This is a genomic window from Duganella paludis (genome assembly GCF_054461335.1).
Genome location: NZ_CM136922.1, coordinates 3,810,904 through 3,827,870, shown reverse-complemented (window position 1 = coordinate 3,827,870; position 16,967 = coordinate 3,810,904). Strand labels below are relative to the sequence as shown.

The following is a 16,967-nucleotide window of genomic DNA, read 5'->3' as shown; positions in this document are numbered from 1 at the left end:
ATTAATTCGCCTGCAGTGAAATGGTGCGCGACAGGCCTTGCAGGCCTTTCGCAAATACGTCCGGCTTGAACGCGTCTTCGTTGGCCAGCGACGCGCGCAGCGCGGCCAGCTTGCGGTTCATCTCGGCCGCGCCGGCCGGGCCGCCCAGCGCCCCCTCGCGCGCCAGCGACGACGACACGCTGGAAATCGCCATATAAGCCTGTTCGGCGCCGGCATAGTCGGAGAATTGCTGGCGTTTGGCTTCATCGATCAAGCCCGCCAGCACGGCGCGCTGCAAGGCCGGCGTGAAGCGCTGCTGTTCCAGCTTGCCGATGTAGCGCTGAATATTGGCCGACAGCGCGGCGGCCAGCGCCAGCGGATCGGCGCCGCGACCGGCATCGCCCGGATTACCCGACACCGCCATGTGCAGCTTGGCCACCTGGTCGCTGAACGCATTCGCGCCGGATGGATCGGTGGCGCGCACGATGGCGCGCAGCATCAGCAGGTTGCTATCGTTCAGGCGCATGCGGCCCGGCCCCACGCCGAGGCGCGGCGTCCACTTCTTCTCGCTCATCGGGTGATGGCAGGAGTGGCAGTCGAACAGCGCCAGTTCCGGGAAGAGGCCATCGCGGCCGCGTTTCGGATCGGTCAACGCGTCCAGCTGGTTCTTCGACGCCAGCGCCTGGCCGATGGCCCACAGGCGCACGCTGTCGTAGTCGCCCTTACGCTTGCGCCAGTCGTCATCGACCTTGTAGTGTGCGGGCGCCAGTTGGGCGAAGGTGTCCAGCTCAAAGCTCAGGCGCGGGTGGCCCGCGCCCATCAGGCGGTGCGAAACGAAACGGCTGCTGTCGCCCACGTGACAGGACAGGCACAACTTCGCCTGCTCCACCGGCTTCTCGGTTGGGTACATGCCCTTGGCGACGTTGTCGGCATGGGTGGCGCCGGGTGCGGTGTGCGAGCGTATCCATTTATCGGCCGGGCCGTGGCAGGCTTCGCAGCCCACGCCGTCCGTCACCATGTGGCGCTCGCCGCGTTGCGCCGGCGGCGGCGTATGCGCGTGGCAGTCCAGGCATTCCTGCGCGTTCTCGGCGCCCTGCTTGAGCCCCAGCTTGGCGGCGATGGAGCGCGACTGCGCGTTCAGCAGGATGGCATAGGCCTTGGCGTGCTTGTCCAGCCGCAGCCAGGTGGTGTACTCGTTCTGCTGCACATTGGAACCGGTCCATGGCGCGACGGCGCCGTGGCAGGTGCTGCTGGCGCAGTTGACCGTGCCCACCGACTGGTGCGGCGAAGCGTTGGGCAGCACCGGCGTGGTGGACGAACTGGCGGCCAGCACCAGCCCGCAGGCCAGCATCAGGCAGGCGGACAGCATCCTTTTCATTTCTTTCCTTTCTGGGTGCGCGGCACATAGTCACCGGGCACACCCTGGTCGCTCACAGTCCATACCTGTGAATCCGGCCGCAAATACAGTTTCGCCATCTCGGCGGCGTTGAACGGACGCGAACCGATACGGCCGAACACGGCGATCTGGCCACCCGTTTCATCAACCGCGCGATCGCGGTCCAATCCCTTGGACAACGCCAGCGCCGGCGAGCGCGTGCGGCTCCACGCGATCAGCTGCGGCTTCGGTTCCGGCGAGAAGCCGTAGAAGCGCGGCTGCGTATCTGGTGCGGTCAGTTGCAGCACCTTCAGTCCATTGGCGCCGTCCGCCACGTAGCCGAACAGCGAGGCATTGGTGGAACCGACGATGACGTCGCGCGCATCGTTCAATTGGCCATCGGCGTCGAACATCTGGTACACCTTGGGTGCGGCCGGCTTCTCGATATCGATGATGGCCAGGCCCTGCTTGCCCGCCGCCACGTAGGCGTAGGTGCGCGCCAGGTAGACCTTGCGCGCATCGGCCAGCGCTACGCCACCCGGCAGCAGCACCGGCTTGGCCGGCAGCGTTACGTCGATCACGCGCAGGCCGCTCTTGTCGGTCACGAACAGGTAGCGGAACTGCAGCGCCGAGGCGCGCGCGCCGTTCAGCGCGATGGTGGCCAGGTGACGCGGCTTGAGCGGGTCGTCCAGGTCGACGATCACCATGCCGGCATCGGCGGCGATGTAGGCGATATGGCCGCCGAGGACGATGTGCTGCGCGCCGTTCAGCAGGCCGTTCGGATTCCACGTCAGTGCGCGCTTGAGGAAGTTGTTGCGCGCCTCGCCGTCGGCCAACGTGTCCACGTTCACCAGGATCAGGCCCTCCTGCGCATCGCTGATGGCGGCGTAGTGATAGATCGGATGGAAGGCCTGCTCCTGATTGGTCACCCGCATCAAGTCGCCGGTGTTGCGGGTCGGCGCGATCGGCTGGTTGGTCGGCAGCGCCATGCAGGTCGCGTCCTTCGACTTCACTTGCGTGTTCTGGCCCAGCGGCGAATACGGCGCGGTGACGATGCGCTGCGAGATGCCTTTGTTGGCGATGCTGGCCACGTCGTACACGCGCAGGCCGCCCTTGCCCTCCGCAGTGAACAGGTACTCGCCGCGCAGCTGCAGGCAGTTGGCCGCGCCATCGGCCGGATGCGAGTGCGTTTCGGTCAGCTCCATCTTGCGGTCCTTGTGCTGCTCGTACCAGTCCGGATAGGCGTAGCGCTGCAGGTAGCTGCCCTTCACCGCCTGCGGCTCGTCCCACTCGGTGACGGTGGCCGCTTCCACGTGGCCGGCCTCGCCGATCCAGGCGTTGTAGCCGACGAAGTTGACGAAGTTGGTCCCTTGCAGCAGCAACTGCGCCATGATGGCGTTGTTGTCGTTGGCCTTGGAGACGTGGCAGTCGGAGCAGGTCTTGGTCTCTTCCTTGCGCTCCGTGTGCGGATAGTGCGGCGCGAAGGCCTGCGACGAGAAGCCGCTGGCGGCAATCGGCGGCTGCTGGATGTAGATCTTCTCGCGATTGGCGTTCACCGACGACAGCACCAGCGCGGAGCTGGAACGCACCGGCGTGATCTTCGAGCCCTTGACCGGACCGGCCACGCCCAGCTGGAACATGTCATCGCGCGCCACCTGCGGATTGTAGGAAGCGTAGTTGCGCGACTCGCCGCCCTCGTAGTGCAGGCGTTCCGTCTTCCAGTTGGCCTGGATCGGCAAATGGCAACCGGCGCAGCTGGTGGTCCAGGACAGGTGGCAGCTGTGACAGCTCATCTTGTCGTTGTCGTGCGCCAGCTTGCCGACGCCCGGTCCCCACTTGCCCTGCTGGCCTTCCGGCCCGGCGCTCATCAACTTGGCGCGCGCGGCCTTCTCGTTGTAATGCGGATTGGCCGGATTGACGGAATCCTTCACCAGGCTGACTTCCCATTCCTTCTTCGGATCGGTGGCGGCGCGCTGGAACAAGCGGCCTTCGCGCCATTCGAAGCGCTGGCGGCCGTCCTGAGTTTTCAACAGCGACATGTCCATGCCGCCCGGCTTGGCAGCCGGGCCGCTGGTGCGCAAGGTCGGGTACTTGGAGGCGCTGCCGTGGCAATCGATGCAATCGACCTCGATGGCTGCAGCCACTTCGCCATAAATGTGGCCATTGCCGTGCGCATCCTGCGAGAAGTGGCAATCCACGCACTGCATGCCCTTCTCCATGTGGATGGAAGCCAGGTGCACAGTCTTCTTGAATTTGTCCGGATCGTTGTCGTCGATGATGTTGCCGGTCTTGTCCAGCAGCGCGCCCTTGCGGTCACGCTTGTAGATGGCGCGGAAGTTCCAGCCGTGGCCGTGGTAGTCGGCGAACTGGGTGTCCTTCAGGGTCGGATTCAGCTTGGAGACGTTCTTCAGGAACTCCGGATCGCTCCAGTTGCCGCGTATCGCCGCCTCTTCCGGGTTGCGCGCCTGGATGGCGCGGATCTCGGCGTCGGTCGGATACTTCTGCTTCTTCGGCCACATCGACGGCGCATCCGATTCGTAGTCCCACATGGTGTAGCCGTAGAACGAGTTCACGAAGATGTTCGGCTGGTGCATATGGCAAGTCATGCACTGCGACGATGGAATCGCGCGGGTGAATTCGTGCTTGATCGGATGGCCGGAACGGTTTTTCGGTATGGTCGGATCGACGGTTTTGCTCATGCCGCTGTTGCCGGCCGCCGCGTAAGGACCGGAGTGCAGCGGATCGCGGTCGTTGGCGTAGATGGTGTGGCAGGCGGTGCAACCGGAAGAACGGTAATCGCCCGGCTGCTCGTTGGTGCCGAGGAACCACAGGTGCGGATCGTTCAAGCGCGTCTTGGTGATATTGATGGCCGGGACGGCGATGCGGCCGCCGGTGCCAGGGCCACGGTTCGACTGGTGGATGTCCGGACGCCCCGGTTCATCGAGCTTTTGCAGCGTGCCGGAGCTGTTCGGCAAACCGACTTCCGGGAACTGGCTGCCGATCACGCGGCCGCCGCGCTCGAACACGCGGAACACGTCGGCCGGGGCGATGGTCTCCCACGCCGGCAGCGGATACAGGCGATCCAGAATGCCCTTCTCGACAAACAGCTGCTGGTCCACACGCAGTGGATTGACGATGGCCGCCGCCGCGCCTTCCGGCGTGTAGGACTCGCCAAGGATGTAGCGCTTGTACGGCAGGATGCCGTTGTTGTAGCTGGCGCCGCCCCACAGCATGGCGGACGTCGCCATCAGGCTGCGCTCCTGCGCCTGGATGATCGGCAGGTGGCAGGCGCCGCAAGCATCGCGCGCCACCCGCAGATCGCCGGGATTGATGAAGCGCACGTAGGCAGGATGCTCCTGATTCAGCTTGGCATAGGAGCCCTGTGGATTGGCCGACGACGGATACTGCCAATACTTCTCGTTGCGCGGCAGGATGTGCGCGGCGTCTTGCGCCGAGCGGTAAGCCGGGCTATCCGGTTTGCCTTCGCCGACCACGGAGGCATTGCCGCCGTGGCAGTCGGTACAGCCCAGCACCACGCCGGGATTGGCGTGCATGGTGTGACGGTCGGTCGTGGTGTGGCAGCTCAGGCATCCCGAGGTTTTGGCGTCGGCCTGCTGCTCGCTTTGCGCGGCGGGTGCGGCAGGCGCCATGATGTACTGGCGCAGGCTCACGACCGCCGTGGAATTGGCGCTCACCAGCGAGACCGCCGCTGCGGCCATCAGCAACAGCGCCAGTGCGAGGATGTGTTTGAACGCCTTCATGTCAGAAACTCAGTACCATGTTGAATAAAACGGAATACAGCGTGCCCTGCTTCTGGCCATACAGGGCTTTGAGCGCTTTGCCGGGCCGCAGGGCGGCGACGGAGCTGTTGATGATTACGTTCTGGTTGTAGAAAGGCCGCCAATGCATGCCGGCCGAGAAATCGATGCCCATCTCTTTCGAGGGCAATGCCTGCGCGCGCAGCACTTCCAGCACGCGGGTGTCCATGAAGCGCAAATACGATACGTTGCCGAACACGCGCAGCTCCGGCGCCAGGTCCAGGTCCGCACCCACGCCGATCAATGCCAGGCCGGGATTGACGAAGTTGGACTGGCCTTCGTCCTTGGACGAACGCAGCGACGGCAGGATGCCGTTGCGACCCGACAGCGCCACTCCGCCGCCGCCGATCAAAGGCAGGTTCTGGCGGATCGAGAAGCTGGTGTCCGAACCGGCGATCTGCGGGTTTTCCAAGATGGCGTCGTAGCCGGTGGACTTGTTGTCGTAAGGGTCTTTGTCGCCGGAGGCCAGCACCAACGAGGCGCGCGCGCGTATCCAGCTGAAGTCGCGCGACAGTTCGCTGGCGTGGAAGCCGGCGCGGATTTTCTGCGCCGTGTGCGCCAGCGGATCGTGTTCATTGTGGCCCAGCGCCAGATAAGTCGACGTGGCCAGGTTCCACTCGCCGATATGGCCGTCGCCGCTGTAGCCGAGATAAGTGACGTGGTAGCGGTGCGAACGCAGGTCGCCGAGGAAGGCCGGGCGCACCAGGAAGCCGTTGGTGTCGTAGGTCTTCTCGGTTTCCGAGTTGCGGTTGTGGACCACGCTGGCCTGCGAGGTGAAGCCAATAAATGGCCAGTCCTGGCGGTATAGATTGGCCAGGTAGATCTGGTCGTGGCGCAGGCCTTTGCCGACGGCGTTCAAGCCGCTGTTGCTGTCCTTTTCAAAGCGCGCGAAGGCGGCGATGTTGTACTGCCAGCGGTTGTTGTCGCGGTTGCCGAACAGGCGCACGCCGAACGGCGAGTCCTGGAACAGGAAACCACGGAAGTCGTTGGTGAACGGCTGCACGCCCACGCGCAGGCTGTCGAAGTCGTAGCGGTCGGAGACGTTGCGCAGGTGGATATCCGCGAACAGTTCCTGGACGCCGACGAAGTTGTCGTTGCGGCGCCTGCCCAGCGATGGGTCGATGCGCAGCGCGCCCGCCTCCTCCACCATCACGCGGTTGAAGTTGAACACCGGGACGAAGCGGAATTCGTAGTCCGGCGGTCGGAAGGTGGTGTCGCCTTTGCTCAGGCCCAGGTTCAGGATCAGATTCTGCACCATGATCGTTTGCTGGCCACGGCCGAAGATGTCGTTCGCGCCGGGCGCGATGCCTATCTGGCCGGACACCGGTGTTGGCAGGCGTCGCAGTTCCAGCAGCGAGTCCGAGACCACGCCGACGTTGAAGAACAGGTCCGGAGCGTACTGCCGCAGTACGGGCAGGTCCGCCTTCAAGGCGTTCTGGTTGTATGGGTCGTACCATGGGAATTTGAAGCCCAGGGTTTGCATCAGCCGCCAGCGGTCCGGCACGGAGATGGACTCGCGCGGCAAGTGCGCTTGCGGCGGCGGCACTTGCAAGGGATCGATGGTCGGAACCACGGCCAGTTGCGGCACGCCGGCTGTCGCGCCGGGACGCGCGGGCGTGATGCCGGACTGGCCGACACCATCGCCGTCCGCACCAGCGGCGGCGGCAAGCGCAGCGCCGGCGGGCGCGTTGAATACCTCGATGGTCATTTCATCATATTCGGCGGGCACCATTTGTACCCAACCGGCACGCTGGCCGTCCACCGCGACCTTGTACCAGTCGCCGCGCTGTTCAAGAATGGCGACCACCGCGCCGCGCGACAACTCGGCCAGAGGCAAAGCGCGGACCGACGGCTCGGCGCGCACCGGTAAGGTGACGGCGAGCACTTGCAGCTGTTGCAGAGGTGCGGCTTGCGCGGCGACGGCAACTAGGACCGTGGCCGCGCCGAGAGCGAATGCGGTTCTATATGCCATCACACACGCTCTGCTCTGTACTGTTGTTGAACGGCGCCTGCGGGCACTGGGCATAGCGCAGGTGGCGGCCCTGCGGCGCCAGCGTGTCGGCGCGGCGCGCGGCCGGCGCATGGCCGATGCCGGTCTTCAGCGCAGTCGCCGCGCGCGACACGCCCAGCATGCCGATCATGTCATCCTGGTCCACGCCGTCGCCGGACACGCCGATCGCGCCGATCAAGGTAGCACCGCGATAAATCGGGAAACCGCCAGGGAAAGTCTGCATGCCGTTTTCCAGCCCGATGGCATTGCCCGTGCAGCTGCGATTGGCCGACGCCGGCGCCAGGATCGCTCCCACCAGCGACGGATACACCAGATCCAGCTGCAAGCCGACGTTGAAAGGACTCCAGGTGGCGGCAGGCTTGGACAACGGCCCTGCCGGATTACCATCTATCCCGTCCGGGAAATTGGGCCGCGCGATATTGCCGATCGCGCGCGCCGAAAACGCCACGCCATCGCTGAACGCCGCCCCATTGGCGAAGAAGCTGCGCGAACCAGCCATATAGCCATCGATACCGAACAAAGCGCCCTGCTTGAGCGAACCATTGAAGTAGCCCAGCTGCGGCAAGGACGACAACGATGCCGACGCCCCGGTCGACGAGAAGAACGCCGCCGTGCGCGCCTTCTGCAAGGACACATCCACGCCGAACACCGGACCGTCGCCGCTGCGCGCCAGGCCCAATACATGGCCGCCCGTATCCACCACGGACACCGTCACCTCGGCCGCCGAACCTACCGGTATCCGAATCTGCGCGCGCGCCTGTGCGGCCACGCCCAAAGCCTGCGACAACAACTCCTGCACCTCGGCCGCGCTCATGCCCGCGCCGCCGGAAGCCACCGGCGCCGGCGACAGCGAAGCGCTGGCCGGATAGCGATTGCCCTGCGTCGCGTTGACCAGTATCTGCGTGCTGCCCTGCGCGACGAAACCGGAGGCCGGCTCGCCGAACGCGACGCCGGCCAGGATGGCCGTGCCGTCGTAGTAGCCGTCCACCGCCAGCAGGTCGCCGGCAGCCAGATCGCCGATGCGCTTGGCCGTCACCGCCACCGGTGCGGAAGCCGCGTTCGCGTAAGTCAGCGTCACGCCGCCCGCCGTGATGCGGTCCGCACGGATGCAGTCCGGCGCGGCGAAGCCGCTTTGCGCCGACAGGGCGATGCGTTCGTCGAGGTCCGCACCGCTGGTGGTTGGACTCGGATCGAGTCCATACACACCGTCCGCGATCACGCCGATACCTCCAACCACGCGGCCGTTTTTATACAAGGGAAAGCCGCCCGGATCGGCCGACAGTCCCAGTGGCGAACGTTTTGGTCCGATGCCAATACCGGCGCCACGCTGAACCAGATCGCCGCAAGGCAGTTGACTGAACTGCACGCCGAACAGCGGGCCGCCTGCGGTCTGCGCGATGCCCGGAACGAAATGCTCCTGCACGATGAGGCTGGCGGTGCGGGTGCTGAAGGCGTTGCCGGACGAGGACAGGTAGGCGCCGGTCAGCGCCTTGGCCACGGCCGCCAGGTCGGAGCCGATCAAACCGCTCAGGCCATCGAGGCCTTGCGGGCTGTCAGCGCTGTTCTTGCCGCTGCCGCTCAGGATATTCACGGTCGTGCCGGCGCCGGTCATGCGGTACACGGCCAGCACGTTGCCGGCGCGGTCCACCACGGCGAAGGTGGCCTTGGCGCCCAATTTGGACGCGGCTTCCGCGCCTTGTGCTAGCACCTGTTCCACTTCGGCCGCCGTAATCGACTGCGCCGTGGTGGCAGGCGTGAAGCAACTGCCGGAGCCGGAGCCTGGCGTGCTGCCGCCACCCGTGCCGGGCGATACAGCATTGGAGCCACCGCCGCTGCACGCAGCCAGCGCGGCAGCCATCATCAGGAACGATATGTGTGTGCGCGCACTCATGGCTTCATCGCCTTGGCAGGCTTGGCGCCCGTGTGCAGGTCCGGCATGTGATAACCGTGGCACATCGCGCAATCCGACTTCACCTTGCCTACCACCGGCTCCGTGCCGCCATGACAATCGCGGCACTCTTTAATGGTCGGCATCAGCACATCGCTGGACTTGCTGGACTTGGCCGCCAGATGGCAATCGGCGCATGGCGCCTGCCGGTGTGCTGCATGATCGAATCCAGCCTTCGGCATCCACGGATGCGACGGCGTAACCGGCGCGATCTTCCACTGCGGCAGATCCGCACCCGGCGTCCCCGCCTTGCCCGGACCGGACACGCGGCTCACTTCATGACAGGTGATGCACGAAGTCTTCTCAAACAGCTCAGTCGCGGCAGCAGCGGCGCGTGCACGCGCATCGTCAGGGCCTTGCACGAAGCTGGCGGCCGCACGCTCCGGCATGCCGGGACGTACCGTGAACACCGGCCCACCGGCCGGCGGCGCATCGATGGCAACCTTGCTGCCACTAACGTAGCCATAAAACTCGCGCAGCGTGGACAGCACCTCGGACGGCGCACCATGCGGCACCTGGCGCTGCGATAGCGCCGGCTCAAACGCCAGCGCGTGGCAGGACTGGCAGTCGCGCTGCATGCTCACGCGCTCGAAACCGACACCGCTCTGGGTTGGACGATGGCAGCTTGCGCATTCCAGCCTGGTCTTGCCCTCCGGCCCGGCGATGCCGCCCACGGCCAGGTGTTTATCATGCGGGAACTTGAGCGTGTTAGCCTGGCCGACGGCCTGGCTGCCCTGACGCAGTCGCACGAAGGTGGTGTCGGACGCCGCCACCTGCACGCGGAATTGCGGGTGCGCCTTGGCGAAGTCCTTGACGTTCGCCACCTGCGTGCCCGGCAGCTTGCTTTCCAGGTCCGCATGGCAGGACGCGCAACCGGCGCCAATGTAACGGCGGTTCTGCGACACCAATCCCTCCGGACCCTGATGATCGCGGTGGCAAGTGGCGCAGCGCGTTTCGTGCAGGGCCGGCATCGACGCGACTTTGTCGGCCACGTGATTGCCGATGCCGCGATGGCACGCGAGGCAGTCCTTATCCTGCACCTGCTGGAACGGCTTGGAGTGGCAGGACTTGCAGTCCAGCCCAAACGGCTGGTGCGACGAAGACAGCGTGCCCGGATTCCATTGCGCGTCCAGTCCCAGCGCCGTCGGCGAGGCGCGCACATAAGCGTGGTTGAGCACCGGCGCCGGCGCCGGCGTCTTGCGCAGCTTGACGGCCGTCTCCTCCACCGGATGGAAGACGTCCGGCCATACCGACGCCAGCACCGGCAGCACCAGGGCGCCCAGCAGCACCAGCACGAACAGCAGCCATGACATGCCCCGGCGTCCGACCAGCGGACGTTGAAGTGCATCGATCTCCGTCTGGAGCTTATCGTTGTTGCGAGATTGCATAAGCGATTACCAGTAGAAGAAAACCGAGACGATGTGCGCGGCCAGCGCGACCAGCAGTGCGATCGACATCGGTACATGGAACAGGAGCCAGATTTCCGTCAGCGTGCGCAGTCGCACGAAGGAGCGGATGCGTTTGAGCTGTTGCAGGCGGCGGAATTGCAGGGTGTAGATTTCGTTCGCGTTCGGGTCGGCCTGATCGCCCACTTCGCGCAGGCGCGTCAGCACGCGCGCGGTGGCGCATTGGCGGTTGCGGCCAGTCAGGCGCTGGCGGCGTTTGTTGAAGATCGCGCAGGCGGCCGATTCCTCCACCAGCGCCAGCAGCATCGGCGGACGGCCTTGCGCCAGCATGCGGCAGCGGTCGTCGAGGTCGCGCAGGTCTTGCGCGATCTGGTCCAGCGTGCGGCCGTCGAGCAGGTCGCCCATCAGCGACGGGTGGTACAGGTACAGCACCACGCCCCAGATGCCGCTGATGATGACGGCCATGGTCAGTGCATAGGCGAAGGTGTGGATGTTCCAGCCGAATTCAAAGCCGCTGTGCAGCGTCGCCACCACCGCCAGCGCCAGGCCGAGGTAGACGTGGGCCGACAGCCAGCCGCGCAGTGTGCCCATGCGCGAGGCGTAAGCGCGTTTGCGCACGCCGAGCAGCAGCAGGAACAGGATCAGCAGCGCGCCCAAGGTGCCGAGCACGTAACCGAGGATGGTGCCGCCGCCTGGTTTGATCGGCGGATTGTCGACGGCGTATAGCGCGATGCAAGCCACCAGCAGGACAATGGCCCACTTGGCATAGCGAAAGCGCTGGAATGACATGAAATTCTCTTGCAACATAAGTGCGACTTCTGGCTGTAGGCTGGTGTCAGATTATTTAACTATGATTACAAATAGTTAACTATGTTCTTGCAGTCTAACACTATTAGACTTGGGAAATTTTGAGATATCGTCATTTGGCGCGTATACGCAACTGTATCGACGTGTCGCCCGGTTTCGCGGGCTGTGGAGTCGATTCCAAATCGCCCGGCGCGGCGATGGCATTGCCGGATTTGGAGATGCGGGCGGTGATGATCAGCTTGTCGAACTGCGACAGTTTCACGTCGGGCATCATGCCCATGCTGTCGTCCAGCGTGAATTGCATGGGCAGGTCGCGTACCTGTTTGCGCAGCACGGCGAGCGGGAAACGCGGGCCATCGGCGGCTTTCGCGACGATGAAGACGGTGTCGGTGTCGGATACCTGGGCGCGCAGCGCGGGATCGAGTTCGAGGCTGCCGCTGACGGCGGCGTTGGCCGCAGCCGGATGGCTGGGCGGCATGGCGGCGATTGGCGCGGCCGTCGCTGATGCCGGGCCTTCGCTTGGCGCACCAAGGTGGGCCAGGTTGTCGCGGGCCATCTGGGCAAATTCCGAGCCGGGAGTGGCGTTGGCCAGGGCGGCTTGCCAGCGCAGCGCGGCGGTGGCGTTATCCTGGCGGCTGAAGGCGGCGTCGCCGGACAGGATCAGGGCTTTGACGTTTTTCGGATCGGCGGCCAGGGCGCGCGCCAGCAGGCGTTCCGGCTCGCCGTCCAGCTTCTGGTTCTGCGTCATGGCCAGGACGTCGGCGTAGTCGGCCAGGATCTGGGCGTCGTCGGGGATCAGGGCGACCAGACGCGCGTAGGCGCCACTGGCGGCAACGAAGCGGCCCATCGCGCTGTAAGAGCGGGCCAGCAGCGCCCAGCCGTTCGGGTCCTGCGGCTCGCGCGCCATGCGCTCGGCCAGCTTGGCGACCATGGCTTCGGCTTCGGTGCTGGTGTGCGGATCGAGGCCTTGGGCGGCGACCGCAGGCGCGGCGTCGGGCGTGACCAGAGCTCCTGGCGTGCCGAGAAAGCCGTACAGACCAGCCGCACCGGCGACCAGCGCGACCGAAACCACGGCAGCCTGCCAGCGCAGAGCCGGCGACGCTGCTGCGGCAGGTCGCGCGGCCGGATGCACGTCTTCGGCGACGCGCTGTTCGAGTTCGCGACGGGCGGCGGCGTAGGCCTCGGGATCGATGCTGCCCTGCTCGCGGTCCGCATCCAGCTCGCGCAATTGATCGCGCAGGACGGCCAGATTCAGTTGATCGGCCTGCGGCGCGGCGGCCATGTCGCGGCGCGACAGCAGCGGACGCAAAATCAGCCACAGAACCGGCGCGCAAATCACAGCGGCGGCGAATACGAAGCCGTTCATGGCTGCTCCTTGTCGTTATCCAGCAGCGCGCGGGCGCGTTGCAATTGTTCTTCGGACGGCTGCACGCCGGCCACGCGCGTCCGCGCCGCGCGCAAGCGCGAAATCAGCAGCAGCGCGCCGGCCGCCACCAACAGGAAAGGCCCGAACCACAGCAACCAGGTGCTGCTCTTCACCGGCGGCCGATATAGCACGAAATCGCCATACCGCTGCACCATGAAATCCAGCACCTCCTGCTCCGACTTGCCCTGCGCCAGCTGCTCGCGCACCTCGCGCCGCAAGTCGGCAGCCAGGCCGGCATGCGAATCGGCGATGGTCTGGTTCTGACACACCAGACAGCGCAACTCTTCCTCCAGCGCCGCCGCACGCTTGTCCAGATCCTCATTGGCCTGCGCGCCGCAAGCCAACACCATCAGCAAAGCAGCAATCCACTTAACCATTGCCGCTCTCCTTGTTCAACTTTTCAATCAGCGGCACGATGGTGCGAGTCATCACCTCCGGCGTCAAAATTCCGATCTGCTTATGACGGATCACGCCGCGCTTGTCGATCACGAAAGTCTCCGGCACGCCATACACGCCATAGTCGATGCCGACCCGGCCGTCCTGATCGAACGCCGACACCACATAAGGATCGCCAGCCTGCTGCAAGTTGGCGATGGCGTCATCACGCCCGTCCTTGTAATTCAGCCCGACGATGGGCGCCAGCTTCATGCGCGCCATTTCCATCAGCAGCGGATGCTCCTGGCGGCAAGCTACGCACCACGAAGCCCACACATTCAATATCCACACCTGCCCCGCCATATCGCCCGTGCCGATGCGGCGCTCGGGCAAATGCAACTGTGCCAGCGCGAACGCCGGCGCCGGCTTGCCGATCAATGGCGACGGCACCTCGCGCGGATTCAACCGCAGGCCCACCCACAGGAATCCCAGCAGCGCAATGAATACGCCCAGCGGTACGATAAAGCGCTTCATGCCTTGCCCTTCTTCAGGCGGTAGCGCTTGTCCAACGCCGCCAGCAAACCGCCGAACGCAATCAGCAAAGCACCAGCCCAGATCCACGCGACGAACGGCTTGTGCTGAATGCGCACAATCCAGTTGCCCGACTTGACCTCTTCACCCAGCGCCAGATACAGGTCGCGCGACAGGCCGCGATTGATCGCCGCTTCCGTCATCGGCATGCCGCCGGAGGCGAACTGACGCTTCTCCGGCAGCAGCGTGGCGATATGCTTGCCGTCACGCGTCACATCGAAGGTGCCGCGCACCGCCGTGTAGTTCGGCCCCTGCACGTTCTGCAGACCGACAAAGCGGAAGTCGTAGCCGCCAACGTGATGGATGTCGCCGCTCTGCATCGGCACGTCATGCGAAATCTCGCGCCCCTTCACCAGCGTCACGCCGATCACGAACACGCCGATGCCGGCGTGCGCGATCAGCATGCCCCAATAGCTGCTCGGCAGCGTGGAAAGGCGATGGCTCAAGCGCGTGCGGTTGTCTTCAAACACGCGCAGGCGCTGCAGCAGGTGCCACACGGAGGCCAGCAAAATCCAGGCGGCCAGGGTCAGCCCCATCACCAGCAGCGGCGAGGCGCCCACCGCAACAGCGGCAGCGATCGCGCACAGCAAGGCGGCCACGCCCACCCAGCGCAAGCTGCGCACATCCTTGAAGCCGGCCTGCTTCCAGCGCAGGAACGGCCCGGCGGCCAGCAACAACAGCATCGGCGCCATCAGCGGCACGAACACGGTTTCGAAATACGGCGGGCCGACCGAGATCTTGCCCATGTCCAGCGCATCGAGGAACAGCGGGTACAGCGTGCCAAGCAGCACGGTGCCGGCGGCGGCCACCAGCAGCAGGTTATTCATCAGCAGCAGCGACTCGCGCGAGAACACGGCGAAGCGCCCGCCCACGCCCACTTGCGGTGCGCGCCACGCGTACAGCAGCAACGAGCCGCCGACCACGATGGCCAGGAACACCAGGATGAACAGGCCGCGCGCGGGATCGGTGGCGAAGGCGTGGACCGACGTCAGCACGCCCGAACGCACCAGGAAAGTACCCAGCAGCGACAGCGCGAACGCCATGATCGCCAGCAGCACGGTCCAGTTCTTGAAGCTGCCGCGCTTTTCCGTCACCGACAGCGAGTGGATCAGCGCCGTGCCGACCAGCCATGGCATGAAGGAGGCGTTTTCCACCGCGTCCCAGAACCACCAGCCGCCCCAGCCCAATTCGTAATACGCCCAGAAGCTGCCGAGGAAAATCCCCAAGGTCATGAAGGTCCACGCCACCAGCGTCCATGGACGCGACCAGCGCGCCCACGCGGCATCAAGCTGGCCGCCGATCAGCGCCGCGATGGCGAACGCAAACGCCACCGAGAAGCCGACGTAGCCCATGTAAAGCAGCGGCGGATGCGCGATCATGCCGATATCCTGCAGCAGCGGGTTCAGGTCACGCCCTTCCACGGCGGCCGGCAGCAGGCGCTCGAACGGATTCGAGGTCCACAGCGTGAAGGCCAGGAAACCGACGCTGATCAGGCCCATCACGCCCAGCACGCGCGCCACCATCTCGGCCGGCAGTTGGCGGCTCAGCGCCGCCACAGCGGCGGTCCACACCACCAGGATCTGGATCCACAACAGCAGCGAGCCTTCGTGGCCGCCCCACACGGCGGAGATGCGGTAGTGCAGCGGCAGCAGCGTGTTCGAATGCGAGGCCACGTACAGCACCGAGAAGTCGTTGACCACGAAGGCCTGCACCAGGCACAGGAAGGCGAACGTCACCAGCCCGAATTGCGCGTAGGCGGCCGGCCGTGCCAGCGCCATCCAGCGCGCGGCGGCGGGCGTGGGCTTGCCCAGCGACGCCGCCAGTGGCGCCACGCCCTGCAGCAGCGCGACACAAAACGCCACCATCAGCGCGAAGGAACCCAATTCAGCGATCATTTCTTTTCCTTGGCCTCGGCGGCCTCTTTGAGTGCACGCGCGGCATCCGGCGGCATGTAGTTTTCGTCGTGCTTGGCCAGCACTTCGGTGGCGATGAAGACGCCCTTGTCATCCAGCTTGCCCTGCACGACCGCGCCTTTGCCTTCCTTGAACAGGTCGGGCAGGATGCCGCTGTAGCGCACCGGCACGCGCTGCGCCAGGTCGGTGATGAAGAATTCGACGGTGACGCCGTCGCCGTCCCGGCGCAAGCTGCCCTTCTCCACCAGGCCGCCCATGCGCAGGCTGCGCGCGCGGTCATGGCTTGCCAGCACCTCGGTCGGCGTCACCGAGAACACCAGGTTTTTCTGGAAGGCGGACGAGATCAGCCAGGCCGCCAGCGCCAGCAGGGCCAGGCCCGCCGCCACCAGCGCCAGGCGCTTTTGTCTAGGTTTCATCGTGATCCTGTTGATGTTTCAGCTGTTCCAGCGCGGCGCGCCGGCGCAGCCGCAGGGCCACGCTTTCGCAGACCGGCAGCAGCAGCGCCGCGCCGATCGAACCCCATACGTAGAGGGCGTAGCCGCCCATGTGCAGCCATTCGCTCATGCTGCTTCCTTTAGCCAGGGGCTGCGCCGCTCGCGTTCGAGGATGATGCTGCGTACCCGCGACAACGCGGCGGCGAAAGTGTAGGCCCAGGCGCCCAGCGTCACCAGCAGCATCCCGGTCAACATCACGGCGGCCATGCTGGGCGCGGCGGTCAGGCTGACGGATGCGCCCTGGTGCAGGGTGTTCCACCATTTGACGGAGAAGTAGATGATCGGGATGTTGACCACGCCCACCAGCGCCAGCACGGCGCCGGCGCGATCCGCGCGGCGCGGATCGGTGATGGCCGATTGCAGCGTCATGAAGCCGATGTAGAGGAACAGCAGTATCAGTTCGGAGGTCAGGCGCGCGTCCCACACCCACCAGGCGCCCCACGTCGGCTTGCCCCACAGGGCGCCGGTCCACAGCGCCAGCACGGTGAACATGGCGCCGGTCGGCGCCAGCGCGCTGGCCATCATCGAGGACAGGCGTGTGTTCAGCACCAGTCCCAGGCCGGCCCAGAAGGCCATCGCCAGATAGATCACCATGGACATCCAGGCGGCAGGCACGTGGACGTAGATGATGCGGTAGGAGTCGCCCTGCTGCCAATCGGTCGGCGCGCGTACCAGGCCGACGTACAAACCGGCGGCCGTCAGCAATACCGCCAATGCGGCGAACCAGGGAACCAGTTTGCCTGCCAACGGATAGAAGTGCTGCGGGGACGCGTAGCTGAACAGCCGACGGTTAAGCTGGATTTTCATGAGGATGACATTGTATC

General features: G+C 65.4%; 13 protein-coding genes. All 13 read right to left on the bottom strand.

What is annotated here, in order from left to right; translation table 11 throughout:
• Position 1: 1 nt before the first annotated feature.
• The 13 genes from ACXZ1M_RS16925 to ccmC all read right to left on the bottom strand — a co-directional run bounded on the left by ACXZ1M_RS16925 (position 2) and on the right by ccmC (position 16,950).
• Positions 2-1,357 (bottom strand): multiheme c-type cytochrome, encoded by a 1,356-nt coding sequence (locus ACXZ1M_RS16925; protein ID WP_459048832.1) that lies wholly within the window; start codon positions 1,355-1,357, stop codon positions 2-4.
• On the bottom strand, positions 1,354-5,115 hold the full coding sequence (locus tag ACXZ1M_RS16920; RefSeq protein WP_459048831.1) for a hypothetical protein: 3,762 nt from the start codon (positions 5,113-5,115) through the stop codon (positions 1,354-1,356). Before ACXZ1M_RS16920 ends, ACXZ1M_RS16925 begins: the two co-directional genes overlap by 4 nt.
• Position 5,116: 1 nt before the next feature.
• Positions 5,117-7,144 (bottom strand): SH3 domain-containing protein, encoded by a 2,028-nt coding sequence (locus tag ACXZ1M_RS16915; protein WP_459048830.1) that lies wholly within the window; start codon positions 7,142-7,144, stop codon positions 5,117-5,119.
• Positions 7,134-9,074, bottom strand: coding sequence for a heme-binding protein (locus tag ACXZ1M_RS16910; protein WP_459048829.1), 1,941 nt, complete (start codon positions 9,072-9,074; stop codon positions 7,134-7,136). The genes ACXZ1M_RS16915 and ACXZ1M_RS16910 overlap by 11 nt, the downstream gene beginning before the upstream one ends.
• Positions 9,071-10,519: a cytochrome c3 family protein gene (locus ACXZ1M_RS16905; RefSeq protein ID WP_459048828.1), complete on the bottom strand. Its 1,449-nt coding sequence runs from the start codon at positions 10,517-10,519 to the stop codon at positions 9,071-9,073. Before ACXZ1M_RS16905 ends, ACXZ1M_RS16910 begins: the two co-directional genes overlap by 4 nt.
• A 6-nt stretch (positions 10,520-10,525) precedes the next feature.
• Positions 10,526-11,326, bottom strand: a complete 801-nt coding sequence (locus tag ACXZ1M_RS16900; protein ID WP_459048827.1) for a hypothetical protein — start codon at positions 11,324-11,326, stop codon at positions 10,526-10,528.
• Between the two features lie 130 nt (positions 11,327-11,456).
• Positions 11,457-12,710 (bottom strand): c-type cytochrome biogenesis protein CcmI, encoded by a 1,254-nt coding sequence (gene ccmI / locus ACXZ1M_RS16895; protein WP_459048826.1) that lies wholly within the window; start codon positions 12,708-12,710, stop codon positions 11,457-11,459.
• Positions 12,707-13,147 carry a cytochrome c-type biogenesis protein gene (locus tag ACXZ1M_RS16890; protein WP_459048825.1) on the bottom strand — a complete coding sequence of 147 codons (441 nt, stop codon included), beginning with the start codon at positions 13,145-13,147 and terminating at the stop codon, positions 12,707-12,709. Before ACXZ1M_RS16890 ends, ccmI begins: the two co-directional genes overlap by 4 nt.
• A complete protein-coding gene (locus tag ACXZ1M_RS16885; protein ID WP_459048824.1) occupies positions 13,140-13,679 on the bottom strand; it encodes a DsbE family thiol:disulfide interchange protein in 540 nt (179 codons plus the stop codon). The genes ACXZ1M_RS16890 and ACXZ1M_RS16885 overlap by 8 nt, the downstream gene beginning before the upstream one ends.
• Complete coding sequence (locus ACXZ1M_RS16880) at positions 13,676-15,631, bottom strand: heme lyase CcmF/NrfE family subunit (protein ID WP_459048823.1); 1,956 nt, start codon at positions 15,629-15,631, stop codon at positions 13,676-13,678. The genes ACXZ1M_RS16885 and ACXZ1M_RS16880 overlap by 4 nt, the downstream gene beginning before the upstream one ends.
• Complete coding sequence (ccmE, locus tag ACXZ1M_RS16875; RefSeq protein ID WP_459048822.1) at positions 15,628-16,065, bottom strand: cytochrome c maturation protein CcmE; 438 nt, start codon at positions 16,063-16,065, stop codon at positions 15,628-15,630. The genes ACXZ1M_RS16880 and ccmE overlap by 4 nt, the downstream gene beginning before the upstream one ends.
• On the bottom strand, positions 16,055-16,213 hold the full coding sequence (gene ccmD, locus ACXZ1M_RS16870; protein WP_459048821.1) for a heme exporter protein CcmD: 159 nt from the start codon (positions 16,211-16,213) through the stop codon (positions 16,055-16,057). The genes ccmE and ccmD overlap by 11 nt, the downstream gene beginning before the upstream one ends.
• Entirely contained in the window at positions 16,210-16,950 is a 741-nt protein-coding gene (ccmC, locus tag ACXZ1M_RS16865) for a heme ABC transporter permease CcmC (RefSeq protein WP_459048820.1), read from the bottom strand. The genes ccmD and ccmC overlap by 4 nt, the downstream gene beginning before the upstream one ends.
• Between the last annotated feature and the right edge of the window lie 17 nt (positions 16,951-16,967).

Excerpts from the sequence above, each read along its gene's own strand:
- ACXZ1M_RS16925 (WP_459048832.1), bottom strand. The coding sequence starts at position 1,357 with ATGAAAAGGATGCTGTCCGCCTGCCTGATGCTGGCCTGCGGGCTGGTG.
- ACXZ1M_RS16920 (WP_459048831.1), bottom strand. The coding sequence starts at position 5,115 with ATGAAGGCGTTCAAACACATCCTCGCACTGGCGCTGTTGCTGATGGCC.
- ACXZ1M_RS16915 (WP_459048830.1), bottom strand. The coding sequence starts at position 7,144 with ATGGCATATAGAACCGCATTCGCTCTCGGCGCGGCCACGGTCCTAGTT.
- ACXZ1M_RS16910 (WP_459048829.1), bottom strand. The coding sequence starts at position 9,074 with ATGAGTGCGCGCACACACATATCGTTCCTGATGATGGCTGCCGCGCTG.
- ACXZ1M_RS16905 (WP_459048828.1), bottom strand. The coding sequence starts at position 10,519 with ATGCAATCTCGCAACAACGATAAGCTCCAGACGGAGATCGATGCACTT.
- ACXZ1M_RS16900 (WP_459048827.1), bottom strand. The coding sequence starts at position 11,326 with ATGTCATTCCAGCGCTTTCGCTATGCCAAGTGGGCCATTGTCCTGCTG.
- ccmI (WP_459048826.1), bottom strand. The coding sequence starts at position 12,710 with ATGAACGGCTTCGTATTCGCCGCCGCTGTGATTTGCGCGCCGGTTCTG.
- ACXZ1M_RS16890 (WP_459048825.1), bottom strand. The coding sequence starts at position 13,147 with ATGGTTAAGTGGATTGCTGCTTTGCTGATGGTGTTGGCTTGCGGCGCG.
- ACXZ1M_RS16885 (WP_459048824.1), bottom strand. The coding sequence starts at position 13,679 with ATGAAGCGCTTTATCGTACCGCTGGGCGTATTCATTGCGCTGCTGGGA.
- ACXZ1M_RS16880 (WP_459048823.1), bottom strand. The coding sequence starts at position 15,631 with ATGATCGCTGAATTGGGTTCCTTCGCGCTGATGGTGGCGTTTTGTGTC.
- ccmE (WP_459048822.1), bottom strand. The coding sequence starts at position 16,065 with ATGAAACCTAGACAAAAGCGCCTGGCGCTGGTGGCGGCGGGCCTGGCC.
- ccmD (WP_459048821.1), bottom strand. The coding sequence starts at position 16,213 with ATGAGCGAATGGCTGCACATGGGCGGCTACGCCCTCTACGTATGGGGT.
- ccmC (WP_459048820.1), bottom strand. The coding sequence starts at position 16,950 with ATGAAAATCCAGCTTAACCGTCGGCTGTTCAGCTACGCGTCCCCGCAG.